This is a genomic window from Caulobacter sp. GW821-FHT10C03, from assembly GCF_059415485.1.
In genome coordinates this window covers 101,956-116,076 of record NZ_JBWKNI010000018.1, presented here as the reverse complement: position 1 = coordinate 116,076, position 14,121 = coordinate 101,956, and the positions used below count along the sequence as shown (strand labels likewise).

The following is a 14,121-nucleotide window of genomic DNA, read 5'->3' as shown; positions in this document are numbered from 1 at the left end:
CGAAGCCGAAACGCTAAAACACATCACGGTCTCCGGGCTCCGCCCGGCCGCTCCGCGCCTCCCCGCCAACTTTCGTGAGTTTTCACGGGAGGCCGAGAAGCCGTGCCCATAACCCCCTCAGTCGCTCCGCGACAGCTCCCCCAGAGGGGGAGCATCTCTGCAGCGTAGATCCTCCCCCTCTGGGGGAGGTGGCCCGGAGGGCCGGAGGGGGCCGCCGTCAGGCGGCCGCTTCAAAGAAAAAGGCCGCCCCTTTCGGAGCGGCCTTCGTCAGTTCAGAAAACCCCGGAAGGGATCAATGCACCGGCGTATCGGCCAGCACGCTGGCGCCCTGCGCCCGCAGGCGGGTCTTGGCCATCTCGTCGAGGATCGCCTGGGAGCGCGGATCGCCCAGGATCCAGGCCGCGGCGGCCACCGTGCGCATCGAGGCAGAGCTGACGCCCAGGGCGCGTTCCAGGGCGTCGAACGGCGACTTGGGACCGCCCACCTTCTTGAGGCGCACCTCGCCCTTCAGGCCGGCCAGGCTCTTGGCCTTCTCGACGGCGTCGTAGAAGCCGCCCAACTCGTCCACCAGGCCCAGTTCCTTGGCCTGGGCGCCGGTCCAGACGCGGCCCTTGGCGATCTCGCGCACGCGCTCCTGGGGCAGCTTGCGGCCCTCGGCGACGCGGGCGATGAAGCCGTCGTAGATATGGTCCATCCAGGCCGAGAAGCGGGCCTTCTGGTCGGCCGTGAAGCCCTCGCTGGTGCCGAAGGCGCCGGCGTAGTCGCCGCCAACCGTCACCTGGCGGGTGTCGACGCCGAAGCGCGACAGGGCCTCGCCCAGGGCGAACTTGCCGCCGAACACCCCGATCGAGCCCGTCAGGGTCGAGGGCTGGGCGACGATCGACGAGGCCTGGCTGCTGATCCAGTAGCCGCCCGAGGCCGCGTAGGTGCCCATGCTGACCACCACGGGCTTTCCGGCCGCCTTGGCGGCCCTGACGGCCGCCAGGATCTGCTCCGAAGCCGTGTCCGAGCCGCCGGGCGAGGAGACGCGGAAGACGATCGCCTTGACGTCCTTGTCGTCGATGGCGTCGTAGATCGCCTTGGAGGCCTCGTCCGAATAGATCGTGCTGTCGCCGCCGAACGGCGAGGACTGAGCGGTGGAGCCGGTGACGATCGGGCCCTCGGCGCCGATCACGGCGATGGCCGGGCCGGTCTTGGCCGCGTCCTTCTTGGAACGCGAGGCGTAGTCGTCGAACTCGATCAGCTTGCCGCCCTTGCCGGCGCGGGTCAGCATCGCGTCCTGGGCTTCCTTGACCTGGCCGACCTTGTCGATCAGCCCCAGCCCTTGCGCCTGCTGGGCGCTGTAGGGGCCGGCCTGGATCGCCTTGATCAGGCGCGCCGGGTCCAGCTTGCGGTCCTGGGCGGCGGCGGTGAGGGCGCTGGAATAGACCGAGCCCATCCACGACAGGGTGGCTTCCCGGTGCGCCGGCGTGAAGTCGTCGTGCAGGTAGGGGTTGACCGCGTTCTTGTATTCATAGCGCTGCTGGAAGTCGGCCTTGACGCCGTATTTGTCGAACAGGCGCTTGTAGAACATCGTCTCGCTGGACAGGCCCACGGCCTGCAGCGAGCTGTCGGGCTGCATCCAGAACTCGCTGGCGGCCGCGCCCAGGCGATAGGTCGAGGTCGACATGCCCGAGGGATAGAGGCCCTGGCTGTGGGCGAAGATCGGCTTCTTGCCGACGCTGCGGAAGTGCTTGAAGGCCTGGGCCAGTTCGTCGGCCGAGGCCGGGGCGATACCGCCCTCGGGCAGGCGCACCAGCACGCCCTTGACCTTGTCGTCGGTCTCGGCGCGGCGCAGCACTTCGATGACGTTCATCACCGACCGGCCGCCGCCGCCGCCGAAGGCCGCGAACGGGTTCTGCGAGTCCTGGTCGGACAGGCCGCCGCGCAGGTCCAGCTGCACCACCGACTGGGACGGGACGGGAGCGGGGCGGGCGGCGCCGGCCGCCAGGACGATCAGGATGAAGGGGACGCCGACGAGAAAGAGCACCAGTCCGACGAAGACGCCGGCCACGGTCATGAGAAATTGCTTCATCGGGTTCCCGTCGAGAAATCCAGGGGCGAAATCCAGAGCGCGACGGCGACCATCGCGCGCGAGCACAAGCTAGCGACTGTCGCGACGCGGTCAAATGAACAGCGTGCAACCTGCGTCGTCTTGCGACGACTTCATTCAAATGGGGGGATTTTCTCGGGAGAGAAGATGGTCGGAGTGGCAGGATTTGAACCTGCGACCCCTGCGTCCCGAACGCAGTGCTCTACCAGACTGAGCCACACTCCGACTTTCCCTGCCGGGCTGGCCGCGTGGCCGCGCTCGACTTGGGAGGCGGCTTATAGGAGGCGGTGCGGAGAGTCGCAAGCGCGAAAATGGACCCAAAAAAAGAATTTGGAGGGCGTTGCCACCGTCCGAATCCTGAGCTATCTCCACCGCCTCGCCGCGGCCCCCTGGGTCGGCAGCCGTTCCTGCTGGGGAATGGTGTAATGGTAACACTGCGGTTTTTGGTACCGTCATTCTAGGTTCGAGTCCTAGTTCCCCAGCCACTTCTCCCTCTTTCTTCCCTATCTTGGTAGAAAACGCCTCCTGGCGAAGCGCCAAGCCGTTTGACGTGATCTGTGCGCCTGTCGGTCAGTGCACGGACGCCTCGCGTGCAGGCCGCGCCGAATCTCCGAACATCAATTCCGCGCCGATTTATGTGCACTGCGACGTGATTCCGGCCGGTTTTCGCGCCCGCGAGATGGTTGCCCTGCGTAAACTGCACTTGAACGTGTGCGCATGCGAAGCCGGATATGGTTCCGCAGAACGGTGCTCCTCATTGTTTCCACGAAATAAAGCCTGTTTTTGTGGAGCGTTGGCAGCGCTGCCGCGTATTTGTGTACTTGTAATTCCGTAGGGCGGGTGTATTTCCAAATTTAAAGTCATTGTGGAGTGACGCCGTGGAAGACAAAGCGACCCTGATCGAGCTGACCGCCGAAATCGTGGCCAACTATGTGGCCAACAACACGACTTCGGTCTCTGACCTGCCTGCGTTGATCCGGGCGACGCACGACGCGCTGGCCGGAATTGGCTCGCCGGAAGCCCCGGTGGCCGAAACCGTTACCAAGGCTACTCCGGCCCAGATCCGTAAGAGCATCACGCCGGACGCCCTGATCAGCTTCGAAGACGGCAAGCCGTACAAGACTCTGAAGCGTCACCTGACCACCCACGGCATGACCGTGGCCGAATACAAGTCGAAGTGGGGCCTGCCGGCCGACTACCCGACGACCGCCCCGGCCTACAGCGAAGCCCGCTCGGCCATGGCCAAGGCCCTCGGCCTGGGTCAAGGCGGCCGCAAGGCCAAGGCCCCCGGCAAGGCTCGCGCCCGCAAGGCCTGATCCTTCGGTCTTCCAAAGACCCGAGAACACGAAAGCCCCGCTGGAGACAGCGGGGCTTTCTTCTTTCTACCTACCCGATCCGCAGGCGAACGAAGGCCATGCCGCCCATCGGGTCGTCATAGCCCAGCGCTTGTGGCGCATCGTAGGCGCTGACCAGCCCGCCGATCCCGAACTTCACGCTCTCTGCGATCTGAAAGTCGCGGATCGCCCCCAGCGACACGCGGCGCACCGTATAGGCCTCGCCCGAGTGCGAGCCGTGATGGTCGGCCAGCTCGTCCTGCTCCACCTGCTCGGCGCGGGCGAAGATCGTCCAGCGGCCGTTCGGCTTCACCGAGCCCTCGGCCAGCCAGGCCTGCAGGGCGTCGCCCGGGATCCGGTCCTTGCGCGACCAGGCCAGGGTGGCGCTGATCGAGCCGTCCTTGCCCAGGGGCCGGGCGTAGAGCGCGCTGGCCGAGGCGCGGGCCTCGTCCTTGTCGGGATCCAGCGCCTCGGGGCTGTTGATCTTCGCCCAGCTGGTCTGCAACGCCCAGTTCGGCGTCGGATTGTACGACAGGCGGGCCGAGACGCTGTCCAGCTGGCCGGTCTCGATATCGTAGCGCTTCTGGTCGGGCTCGCGGCCGCGGAAGGCGCTGGTCTCGATCTTCCAGTCGTCGTGCGAGAACCCGGCCGTGACGACGCCGAACGTGATGTGCGTCGAGTCGAACCAGTGGTGGCTGATCGGGGCTTCCGGGCTGTCCATCGATGAGGCCCGGTGCATGAAGGCCGGCGGACCGTAGGCGGGCGAGCCGGGCAGGCCGGCATAGAGATAGACGTCCGACTTGTCGCCGACGCTGAGGCTGTAGCTCGCCGACAGCTCCATGAAGAGGTCATGCGGATGCTGGCGGTCGACCAGCGCATGCTCGCCGTCGGCCGTTTCGCCCACGGCCATCAGCAGCGGATAGCCGCTCTTGCCCATGAACGGGTCGGGACTGACCATGGCCTTGAAGCCCAGCATGCCCGGGCCGACCTGCCGCTGGGCCATGCCCATGAACATGCCGGCCGCGAAGGCCTTGGAGCCGCCGCGCGGTCCGCCCTGGTCGACATAGACGCCGTTCAGCAGGGCGTGGCCCATCAGCATCCACTCGCCGCTGTGCTTCATGATCCCGAAGTTCGGCGTGGCGTCGGGCTGCCAGGCGGTGCCGCCGGCGTCGCGGGTCATGGAATAGGCGCCCAGCGGGCTGACCATCATGGGCGAGGCCATGTCCATGCCCGCATGGTCGTCGCCGTCCATGGGCTGGTCGGCCTCGGGCATGGCCATGTGGTGGCCCGCATGCGGATCGGCCGGCGGTTCAGCTTCGGCCGGAGCCGCCTCGGCGGGCATGGCGTGGCCGATATGATCCTGGGCGAAGGCGGCGGTGGCGAGCGTCAGGCTCGCGATCGTGCACGCGCCGGCCAGCAGCCGCGCGCGGAAGGAGAGGGCGGTCATGGGACTGCCTTTCTTGGGAACTGTGATCGTAAGACGTTTTGAGAAAAGGCGCGCCTGCGTCGGCGCGCGGTCTTGCGATCAGGCGCGCGGAGGGCGCGGCTCCGGCGCGGCGTTCAGGCCGTCGAGCGACTGGCTGAGGGCGGAGAACTCAACAGGGCCGGCCGTTCGCGAGGCGAGCTCTCCGGCGGCGACGCGCTGGCCGGCCGGCAGGCAGCCGATGCAGCAGCTGGTCGCCATCGCGCCGGGCTTGGACTTGTGGTCGGCGTCCTTGTCGGCGGGGGCGTGCTCGGCGGCGTCCCCGTCCATGGTGCCCATGTCCATGCCGTCCATCGCCATCTCGTGGCAGGCGGGCATGGCGGAGGCCTGGGCCGGCGCGGCGCGCATGATCCCGCCGGCGGCGAAAGCCACCGCGATCAGGGCCAGAAGAAGGAGGCGAAGCCCGCGCATGGGCGGGAAACTAGGGATGGTCGCGACGCGGCGCAACCATCCCGCAATGTCACACGCCGCTCAGCGACAGTCCCGGCGCGTCCGGAGGCGTGTCGCCGCCGCCGTTCAGCGACAATTGCATCCAGACCAGATCCACCCAGCGGCCGAACTTGTAGCCCATGGCGGGGAAGACGCCCTTGTGCTCGAAACCGAGCGAGGCGTGCACGCCGATCGAGGCGGCGTTGCCGCTGTCGCCGATCACCGCGCAGATCTGGCGCAGGCCCAGGCCCTCGCAGATCTCGATCAGGGCCTTCAGCAGCGCCTTGCCGACGCCTTTGCCGGCCGCGTCGGGGGCGACATAGATGCTGTCCTCGACGGTGTAGCGATAGGCCGCCCGCAGCCGGAACGGGCCGGCATAGGCGTAGCCCAGCACCTTCCCGTCCTGCTCGGCGACCAGATAGGGCAGGCCGCGATCGAGGAAGGCCGCGCGCCGGCGGGCCATCTCGGCCTCGTCGGGCGGAACCTCCTCGAAGGTGCCCAGGCCGTTGAGCACGTTCCAGCCGTAGATGGCCGTGATCGCGGAGACGTCGGCGTCGGTGGAGGGGCGGATCGTCAGTTCGGACATTCGGATCAGGCCTTGGTCCAGCCCTTGTCGATCGCCCACACCGCGAAGGCGTAGTCGAGCGCGATCTCCTTGAGGAAGTCGAAGCGGCCCGAGGCGCCGCCGTGGCCGGCCTCCATGTTGATCTTCAGCAGGATCGGATCGCCGCTGGTCGTGTGCTCGCGCAGCTTGGCCGCCCACTTCTCGGGCTCCCAGTAGGTGACGCGCGGGTCCGACAGGCCGCCGGTGGCCAGCACGGCCGGATAGGGCTTGGAGGTGACGTTGTCGTACGGCGAGTAGCTGGCGATGTAGTCGTAGGCCTCCTTGTCCTCCAGCGGATTGCCCCATTCGGGCCATTCCGGCGGGGTCAGCGGCAGGGAGGTGTCGCTCATGGTGTTGAGCACGTCGACGAACGGCACGGCCCCGATGATGCCGGCCCACAGGTCGGGCCGCAGGTTGGTGATCGCGCCCATCAGCATGCCGCCGGCCGAGCCGCCATAGGCCACCGTGCGGCCCGCTGCGCCGTAGCCGGCCCCGTGCAGGTGCTCGGCGCTGGCGATGAAGTCGGTGAAGGTGTTCTTCTTCTTGAACTTCTTGCCGTCCAGGAACCAGCCGTAGCCTTTTTCCGAGCCGCCGCGCACGTGGGCGATGGCCCAGATCCAGCCGCGGTCGACCAGGCTGAAGTTGCGGATCGAGAACGACGGATCCATCGACATGCCGTAGCTGCCATAGCCGTAAAGCAGCAGCGGCGCCTTGCCGTCGAGCTTGACGTCCTTCTTCATCAGCACGGTCACCGGCACCTCGGCGCCGTCGGGCGCCTTCGCATAGAGGCGCTTGGTCACGTACTTCGACGGATCGTGGCCCGAGGGGATCTCCTGGGTCTTGCGCAGCGCCTTGTCGCCGGTGCGCATGTCGTAGTCGAACCACTGCCGGGGCGTGGTCGGCGACTGGTAGACGTAGCGCAGGGTCGGGGTGTCGAACTCGTAGCCGCCCTCGACGCTCAGTACATAGGCCTGCTCGTCGACGACGATCGGCTTCTCGGCCTTGGTCGCGCGGTCGGTGATGACGATGCGGGTGTTGGCGTTGACCCGTTCGACGCGGACCAGGTGCTCCTTGTAGGCGGCGTGGCCGGTGATGAAGGTCCCCGGCTTGTGCGGCACGAAGTCCTTCCAGTGGGCGCGGCCCGGATTGTCGACCGGGGCCTCGACCAGCTTGAAGTCGATGGCGTCGTCGGCGTTGGTCAGGATGACGAACCTGCCGTCCCAGTGCTCGACCGAATAGCGCAGGCCGGGCGTGCGGGGCTCGACGGCTTTCGGCTTGGCGGCGACATCGCCGGCCGGGATCAGCAGGGTCTCGGAGGTCTCGTGGTCGCCGGCGCTGATGACGATGAAGGCGTCCGACCCGGTGACGCTGACGCTGACGAAGAAGCCGTCGTCGGGCTCGTCATAAACGAGCACGTCGTCCTTCAGCCCGCCGCGCGCGGGGCGGCGGTAGATCTTGTCGGAACGGCCGTTGTCGTCGCGGTGGGTCCAGAACAGCCACTGGCTGTCGGGCGAGAAGGTGAAGTCGCCGGTGCTGCTCTCGACCGGTTCGGCGAGGATCTGCCCCGTGGCCAGGTCCTTGACGTAGATCTTGAAGACTTCCGAGCCTTGCGCGTCCTCGGCATAGGCGAACAGCTCGTGGTCGGGGCTGTGCTCGGCGGCCGCCACCTGGCTGTAGGCCTTGCCCTTGGCCAAGGCGTCGCTGTCGAGCAGCACCTCCTCGCCGTCGGTCTTTCCGCGGGCGCGGCGTGCGTAGATCGGGTGCTGGCCGCCGATGGCGAAGCGCGAATAGTAGTCAAATGGGCCGTCGGGGGCGGGGACCGAGGAGTCGTCCTCCTTGATGCGGCCCTTCATCTCCTCGAACATCGCCTTCTGCAGGTCCTCGGTGGGGGCCAGCATCGCCTTGACGTAGGCGTTCTCGGCGGTGAGGTGCTCCTTGACCTCGGCCTTGATCAGGCTCGGGTCGCGCAGCACCTTCTGCCAGTTGTCGTCCTTCATCCAGGCGTAGTCGTCGACCCGCACGCGCCCCAGCTGCTCGATGCGCTTGGGAATCTTCTTGGCGACGGGCGGAACGGGCTTGGTGGTGGCGGACATGGAACTCCCGGGGATCAGGACAGCGGAGGAGGCGGCGGCGACGGCGGCAGCGCTCGTCATCATTTCGCGCCGGTTCATGGACAGATTCCCCCTCGGATGCGTCAGAACGCCAACTTGTTGCGGCGGGCGCCTCTGGTCAAACTCTTACGGCGTCAAAGGTTGAATCGGAGACGAGGCGTTCATGGCGTGGGACCTGTCGGTCGATCTGATCCAGGCGACGGTGCAGCTCGAGCAGCCGCTCGCCGACGGCTCGCGCACGGTCGGCACCGGTTTCCTCATCGAGGACCCGACGCCGGAGGGGCGTCCGCGCACCATCCTGGTCACCGCCGCCCACGTGTTCGACAAGATGCCGTCGGTCTCGGCCAAGATCGGCTATCGCGTGCAGGGGACGGACGGCGTCTGGCGCTATGATCCCCGCACCCTGAAGATCCGCGACGGCGACCATCCGCTGTGGATCAAGCATCCCAGCCGCGACGTCGCCGCCATCGAGGTCGAGGCCCCGCCGGAATTCGCCAAGGCCGCGATCCCGCTGGCCTGGCTGGCCCAGGACGACACCTTCAACAAGTATAGCCTGGGTCCCGGCGACGAGATGATGGCGCTGGGCTTCCCGCGCGGCCTGTCGGCCAACACGGCTGGCTTCCCGATCCTGCGGTCGGGCCGGGTGGCCTCCTATCCGCTGGCCCCGGCCAGCGTGTTCCCGACCTTCCTGATGGACTTCTCGGTGTTCCCCGGCAATTCGGGCGGGCCGGTGTTCATGGCCGAGGGCGCGCGCCGCCGGCCGGGCTCGACCGAAAGCCAGGAAGTGCAGTTCGTGGCCGGCATGCTGACCCAGCAGGTGGAGCTGTCGGGCGAGCGCCTGGAGATCGGCATCGTCACCCACGCCAAATACATCCGCGAGACCGTGGCCCTGCTCGACAAGGCCGCCGGCCCGCCGGTGATCCAGGCCGCACCGGCCAAGCCTCCGACCCAGGCCGTCGTCCAGGTTCCGCTGGCGACGCCGCCTCAAGGGGCGGCCCCAGGAGCGACCCAAGGCGGGGTCGCCGTTCAGGCCGTGTCGGTGACCGGCTACAACCGCTGAAGCCGCTCTGGTCACGCTAGGAACCTTTGCTCCAAGGCCCCCGTTCGGATGGGGAGTTCAATTCCAGCAGGAGCAGACCATGAGCACCAATCGTGTCGAAGGCGCCGTCGATAAGGGCGTGGGCGCCGTCAAGGAAGCGGTCGGCAAGGCCACGGGCAACGAACGCCTGGAAGCCGAAGGCGCGGCCCAGAAGCTCAAGGGCGACGTCCAGAACAAGGTCGGCCAGGCCCAGGACAAGATCGGCGACGCGATCAAGCGCTAGGCTTGGTCCCAGCTGAATGAAGAAGGCCCCGGGAGCGATCCCGGGGCCTTTCTCTCAGGCCCCGTAGATGATCGAGATGGTCTCGGCCACGCAGGCCGGGCGCTCTTCGCCCTCGATCTCGATGGTGCATTCGTTCTTCAATTGCAGGCCGCCGGCCTTGGGCTCCACGGCCAGCAGCTTCTGGCGCATGCGCACCCGCTTGCCCACGCGCACCATGCCGGTGAACCGCACCTTGTCGCAGCCGTAGTTGATGCCGCGCGTGACGCCGCTGACGTGCAGTATGCCCGCGCCCAACATCGGGATCAGCGACAGGGTCAGATAGCCGTGGGCGATCGGCCCGCCGATCTCGCGGGTGGCCCGCTCGACGTCGATGTGGATCCACTGGTGGTCGCCGGTGGCTTCGGCGAACTGGTTGACCCGCTCCTGGCTGATCTCGACCCAGTCGGACACCCCGACCTCCTGGCCGACCAGGCTGGCGATGTCGGCGAAGGCGATCTCTTTCATGCGACGTTCTCCCAAACGTTTGTTTGGAAGAGATCACGGGGCGGCCCGGGTCACAAGCCTTCGAGCGTCGCTCGCGCGTCGTCGGGCAGCAGGCCGACCGCTTCGTCCAGCAGCTTTCGCCAAGTCTCGCCCCGCCCGCGCGCCTCGGCATAGGCGTCGTGCAGGGCGTAGGGATCGTCTTCGGCGAGCGCGCGGATGAGCTGGGTCGACTGCAGTCGGTCCTTCAGCCCCTTCTCGGGATTGACCTTGCGATCGCGGCTGACGATCAGCTTGTGGACCGCATAGCGCGCCGGCGAAGGCGCGTTGACGAGCACGCCGCCGCCATGGAGCACGGCGGTCTCGACGGGATCGCGCAGCAGAAAGTCCATGAAAGGCAGCGGAACGGCGTCACTACCCAAGGTCGGCAGGTAGGATGGCTCGTCGCGTGGCGCGCCTCGATTGGTTGTCAGGACATCCAGTCGATAGCGTTCGCCCAGCGAGTAGCTCGTGGTGCGGCTGGCGTCGAAAGCGTAGCTCACCGGCGCGAAGCGAGGATCCAGGTCTCTCAGGATGTCGAGCAGGGGGCGATCGAGCGTGTCGTCGAGGTTCGACGCGATGCCGAAGTCCTGGGCGATGTCGAGATCCATGGTCGCCAGGCTGGTGACAGGCAGTCGAACGCCGATATGCGCGGCGTAGGTCTGAAAGGCGACCGTGCCGATCAGCAGGGCGCGCAGGCGGAACGCGCCGGCCACCGCCAGGGCCTGGATGATCTCCGCACTGATGCGGTCGGGACGGGGAGCGCCCGAAGCGACGATCGCCGCGACGAGGCGGCGGCGATCGTCCTGGTCGGCGCGATGCTCGCCGTGTCGGGCGATGCGCTCGCGCAGTTCGTCGCTGTCGGGGCCGACATAGACCTGCCGCCGGCTTTGGGCGCCGCCGGTCGGCATCTGGACGTACCAGTAGATCCTGCCCTTCACGGTCTTGGATACGAACGACGAGCCGGCGGGATATTCTCCGACCCGGCCCAGGCGCAGGCGCTCCATCAGCTCCGCGTAGCTGGTGTGGGCCGAAAGAGGCAGGCGCTCGATCATGGAGCTAAGTTATACGCAATTTGAAAATTTGCGTATAACTTTCCACATCACACGATCCGCCCCTCGCCCTTGCCCCAGTAGGCGTCCCGCACCAGCCGCTTGTAGAGCTTCCCCGTCGGATGCCGGGGCAGTTCGCGCACGAAGTCGACCTGGCGCGGGGCCTTCACGTGGCTGAGGTTGTCGCGGGCGAAGGCCAGGAGTTCGGCGGCCAGGTCCGGGCCGGCGTCGTCCCAGTCGAGGGGCTGGATCACCGCCACGACCTTCTCGCCCATCTCCTCGTCGGGCGCGCCGACCACGGCGGCGTCGGCTACGCGAGGATGGGTGATCAGGAGGTTCTCGATCTCCTGCGGATAGATGTTCACCCCGCCGGAGATGATCATGAAGCTCTTGCGGTCGGTCAGATAGAGATAGCCGTCCTCGTCGGCCCAACCGACGTCGCCCAGCGTCGTCCAGCCGTGCTTGTTGTAGCTTTCGGCCGTCTTCTCCGGGGCGTTGTGATAGGTCACGGCGGGGCCGTTGGCGAAGTAGACGACGCCCTCGGCGCGGGCGGGCAGGGGATCGCCAGCCTCGTCGCAGATGCGCAGTTCGCCCAGCGCCGCCTGGCCCACCGAACCGCGCCGTTCCAGCCAGTTCCCGCTGTCGATCCAGCAGAAGCCGTTGCCCTCGGTGCCGGCGTAGTACTCGTAGATCACCGGACCCCACCAGCCGATCATCTGTTCCTTGACCGGGATCGGGCAGGGGGCGGCGGCGTGGATCGCCGACTTCATGCTGGAGACGTCGTATTTCGCCCGCACGGTCTCCGGCAGCTTCAGCATCCGCACGAAGTGGGTCGGCACGAACTGGCCGCAGGTGGCGCTGTGCTGTTCGATCAGGGCCAGGGCCGTCTCGGGATCGAACTTCTCCATCACAACGACCGTGCCGCCCAGCTTGTGCACGCTCATGCACCAGCGCAGCGGGGCGGCGTGGTAGAGCGGGGCGGGCGAGAGATAGACGCTGTCGCCGTCGAGCTTGAAGAGGTGCTGGGCCATCATCTGCAGGGCTGTCGGCGCATCGATCGGCGCGCCGTTCAGGGCCGGCTTGACGCCCTTGGGCCGTCCCGTGGTGCCCGACGAATAGAGCATGTCGGAGCCGGAGGTCTCGTCGGCGACCGGCGTCGTCGGCATGGCCGCGCGGGCGGCGTCGAAGTCGCCATAGGGGGCGAGCGCGCCATCGACCCGCAGCAGGGCGACGCCCGGGATCAGCGGGGCGAGGCTTTGCGCGACCGCGTCCAGCGCCGGGCCGGCGATCAGCGCCTTGGCCCCGCAATCCTTGACGATGTACTCGACCTCGGGCGCGGTCAGCTTGGTCGAGACGCAGGTGAAATAGAGCCCCGCCCGCTGGGCCGCCCAGGCGATCTCCAGGTAGCGCGGATGGTTGTCGAGCAGGATGGCCACGACGTCGCCGACCCCAAGCCCCATCGACCGGAAGAGCTGCGCCCCCTGGTTCGAGCGGTCGTCGAGTTCTCGATAGGTCACCGTCTCGCCCGAGCCGGCCATCACGAAGGCGGGCTTGTCGGGCTGGGTTAAGGCATGGACGCTCGGATGCATGGACCCTCCAGGGCCGTCCCGCCAAGGCGAGCACGGCCGTTTCTCTCCCTGAAACCGTCCGCGTGTTCCCGCGTGATCGGCGTTCATCTGGAGCATGCTTCAAGCGCGAACTGTCGCGCAAGTTGCCGTAGGGGCGCCGTTGGCGGCGACGCCATACTGGGTGATCGTGCCGCAAAAGAACGATGTTCAACGGGAGGCGCGCATGGAACTGATCAGCCAGACGGCGGTGGACGGACGGCCGGGACCGGCCGCCGCGCCGACCTATCCGACCCTCGAGGGCGTCGACCTCGCCGACATCTTCCGCTTCACCAAGGGCCAGCCCTTCGCCGACTTCGCGCGGATGCGGAAGGAGGCGCCGGTGATGTGGCACGCCGAGCCGTTCGGCGGGCCTGGCTTCTGGGCCGTCACCCGCCATGAGGACGTCATGCGGGTGAACGGCGACCCGGAGACCTTCTCCTCGCAGAAGGGCGGGATCCTGATGTCGATGGGACCGCCCGACAAGCGCCACGCCCTGCTGTTCCGGGCGACCATGGACACGATGATCAATCTCGACGCGCCGCATCACCTGCAGCTGCGCCGCGAGCACATGCCCTATTTCACCGCCGGCTATCTGCGCGGCCTGACCGAGAAGGTGAGGGGCGAGGTCACCCGGCTGCTCGACGAGATGGAGCCGCTGCTGGCCGGCGGCGCCGAGGTCGACATGGTCGAGCGCTTCTCGTCGATCCTGCCGCTGTTCACCCTGTGCGAGATCCTGGGCGTGCCGGCCGAGGACCGGGGCAAGTTCCTGCGCTGGATGCACTATCTGGAGCGCGCCCAGGACCTGGCCGTGCAGCAGGCCATGGCCCCGATCACCCCGACGCTGGAGCTGATGCAGTTCGTGGCCGACTTCAACGAGAACATCGAGGAGATGTTCGACTACGGCCGCACCATGCTGCTCAAGCGCCGGGAGGACCCGCGAGCCGACCTGATGACCGCCATCGCCCGCGCCCAGGTGGACGGCGACCTGCTGGCCGACGAGTATCTCGACGGCTCCTGGCTGCTGATCGTGTTCGCCGGCAACGATACGACGCGCAACACGCTGTCGGGCGCGATGAAGCTGCTGACCGAGTTTCCCGAGCAGAAGCAGCGGCTGATCGACGACCCCTCGCTGCTGCCGGGCGCGGTGGACGAGTTCATCCGCATGGTCAGCCCGGTGATCTACATGCGCCGCACGGCGACGCGCGACGTCGAGGTGGCCGGCCAGCCGATCCGCGAGGGCGAGAAGGTGGTGATGTACTACGGCTCGGCCAATCGCGATCCGGCGGTCTTCGCCGATCCCGACCGCCTGGACGTGACCCGCGCCAACGCCGGCAAGCACGTGGCCTTCGGCTACGGCCCCCACACCTGCCTGGGCAAGCGCGTGGCCCAGATCCAGCTGGAGGAGGCCTATCGCCAGATCCTGGCGCGGTTCCCCGACCTGGAGTGGACGGGGAGCATGGAGGTCGCGGCGAACAATTTCGTGCATGCGATCAGCAAGCTGGGCGTGCGGCGGGCTTGAGATCGGCGAACGTCTCCCTTCCCCCTTGATGGGGGAAGGGCCGGGGATG

Annotated in this window: 11 protein-coding genes, 2 tRNA genes and 1 pseudogene; 5 read left to right on the top strand and 9 right to left on the bottom strand. The window is 67.5% G+C overall.

Annotated features, from left to right (window positions below):
- Positions 1-292 precede the first annotated feature (292 nt).
- Positions 293-2,074, bottom strand: coding sequence for a signal peptide peptidase SppA (gene sppA / locus AC07NG_RS20415; protein WP_494595987.1), 1,782 nt, complete (start codon positions 2,072-2,074; stop codon positions 293-295).
- A 166-nt stretch (positions 2,075-2,240) separates the two neighbouring features.
- Positions 2,241-2,317 (bottom strand) — tRNA-Pro (locus AC07NG_RS20410).
- 186 nt (positions 2,318-2,503) lie between these two features.
- Between AC07NG_RS20410 and AC07NG_RS20405 the strand changes: the two genes are divergently transcribed.
- Together AC07NG_RS20405 and AC07NG_RS20400 are read left to right on the top strand one after the other, a co-directional pair.
- A tRNA-Gln gene (locus AC07NG_RS20405) sits at positions 2,504-2,577 on the top strand.
- Between the two features lie 393 nt (positions 2,578-2,970).
- Positions 2,971-3,408, top strand: coding sequence for a Ros/MucR family transcriptional regulator (locus tag AC07NG_RS20400; RefSeq protein WP_110120897.1), 438 nt, complete (start codon positions 2,971-2,973; stop codon positions 3,406-3,408).
- A 70-nt stretch (positions 3,409-3,478) separates the two neighbouring features.
- Here the strand turns inward: AC07NG_RS20400 and AC07NG_RS20395 are convergent, their stop codons facing one another.
- From AC07NG_RS20395 to AC07NG_RS20380, 4 genes are all read right to left on the bottom strand, one after another.
- Complete coding sequence (locus AC07NG_RS20395; protein ID WP_494595985.1) at positions 3,479-4,873, bottom strand: hypothetical protein; 1,395 nt, start codon at positions 4,871-4,873, stop codon at positions 3,479-3,481.
- 78 nt (positions 4,874-4,951) lie between these two features.
- A complete protein-coding gene (locus AC07NG_RS20390; RefSeq protein WP_494595983.1) occupies positions 4,952-5,320 on the bottom strand; it encodes a hypothetical protein in 369 nt (122 codons plus the stop codon).
- Positions 5,321-5,369: 49 nt separating this feature from the next.
- Positions 5,370-5,924, bottom strand: coding sequence for a GNAT family N-acetyltransferase (locus tag AC07NG_RS20385; protein WP_494595982.1), 555 nt, complete (start codon positions 5,922-5,924; stop codon positions 5,370-5,372).
- A 5-nt stretch (positions 5,925-5,929) separates the two neighbouring features.
- Positions 5,930-8,113, bottom strand: coding sequence for a S9 family peptidase (locus AC07NG_RS20380; protein WP_494595980.1), 2,184 nt, complete (start codon positions 8,111-8,113; stop codon positions 5,930-5,932).
- Positions 8,114-8,216: 103 nt separating this feature from the next.
- On the opposite strand from AC07NG_RS20380, the gene AC07NG_RS20375 reads away from it, so the two are divergent.
- Both AC07NG_RS20375 and AC07NG_RS20370 read left to right on the top strand, forming a co-directional pair.
- On the top strand, positions 8,217-9,113 hold the full coding sequence (locus AC07NG_RS20375; RefSeq protein ID WP_494595978.1) for a trypsin-like serine peptidase: 897 nt from the start codon (positions 8,217-8,219) through the stop codon (positions 9,111-9,113).
- Positions 9,114-9,192: 79 nt separating this feature from the next.
- Positions 9,193-9,395, top strand: a pseudogene (locus tag AC07NG_RS20370) (CsbD family protein).
- A gap of 34 nt (positions 9,396-9,429) precedes the next feature.
- On the opposite strand, the gene AC07NG_RS20365 reads toward AC07NG_RS20370, so the two are convergent.
- From AC07NG_RS20365 to AC07NG_RS20355, 3 genes are read right to left on the bottom strand one after another with little or no spacing between them, the layout of a single operon-like run.
- On the bottom strand, positions 9,430-9,879 hold the full coding sequence (locus AC07NG_RS20365) for a MaoC family dehydratase (protein ID WP_494595977.1): 450 nt from the start codon (positions 9,877-9,879) through the stop codon (positions 9,430-9,432).
- Positions 9,880-9,929: 50 nt separating this feature from the next.
- Positions 9,930-10,949, bottom strand: coding sequence for a nucleotidyltransferase family protein (locus AC07NG_RS20360; RefSeq protein WP_494595975.1), 1,020 nt, complete (start codon positions 10,947-10,949; stop codon positions 9,930-9,932).
- A gap of 47 nt (positions 10,950-10,996) precedes the next feature.
- Positions 10,997-12,535, bottom strand: a complete 1,539-nt coding sequence (locus AC07NG_RS20355; protein ID WP_494595973.1) for an acyl-CoA synthetase — start codon at positions 12,533-12,535, stop codon at positions 10,997-10,999.
- A 202-nt stretch (positions 12,536-12,737) separates the two neighbouring features.
- On the opposite strand from AC07NG_RS20355, the gene AC07NG_RS20350 reads away from it, so the two are divergent.
- Positions 12,738-14,072 carry a cytochrome P450 gene (locus AC07NG_RS20350; protein WP_494595971.1) on the top strand — a complete coding sequence of 445 codons (1,335 nt, stop codon included), beginning with the start codon at positions 12,738-12,740 and terminating at the stop codon, positions 14,070-14,072.
- Positions 14,073-14,121 lie beyond the last annotated feature (49 nt).

Bases quoted from the DNA above. Each gene is read 5' to 3' on its own strand.
- sppA (WP_494595987.1), bottom strand. From the start codon at position 2,074: ATGAAGCAATTTCTCATGACCGTGGCCGGCGTCTTCGTCGGACTGGTG.
- AC07NG_RS20350 (WP_494595971.1), top strand. From the start codon at position 12,738: ATGGAACTGATCAGCCAGACGGCGGTGGACGGACGGCCGGGACCGGCC.
- AC07NG_RS20355 (WP_494595973.1), bottom strand. From the start codon at position 12,535: ATGCATCCGAGCGTCCATGCCTTAACCCAGCCCGACAAGCCCGCCTTC.
- AC07NG_RS20375 (WP_494595978.1), top strand. From the start codon at position 8,217: ATGGCGTGGGACCTGTCGGTCGATCTGATCCAGGCGACGGTGCAGCTC.
- AC07NG_RS20390 (WP_494595983.1), bottom strand. From the start codon at position 5,320: ATGCGCGGGCTTCGCCTCCTTCTTCTGGCCCTGATCGCGGTGGCTTTC.
- AC07NG_RS20380 (WP_494595980.1), bottom strand. From the start codon at position 8,113: ATGAACCGGCGCGAAATGATGACGAGCGCTGCCGCCGTCGCCGCCGCC.
- AC07NG_RS20365 (WP_494595977.1), bottom strand. From the start codon at position 9,879: ATGAAAGAGATCGCCTTCGCCGACATCGCCAGCCTGGTCGGCCAGGAG.
- AC07NG_RS20360 (WP_494595975.1), bottom strand. From the start codon at position 10,949: ATGATCGAGCGCCTGCCTCTTTCGGCCCACACCAGCTACGCGGAGCTG.
- AC07NG_RS20395 (WP_494595985.1), bottom strand. From the start codon at position 4,873: ATGACCGCCCTCTCCTTCCGCGCGCGGCTGCTGGCCGGCGCGTGCACG.
- AC07NG_RS20385 (WP_494595982.1), bottom strand. From the start codon at position 5,924: ATGTCCGAACTGACGATCCGCCCCTCCACCGACGCCGACGTCTCCGCG.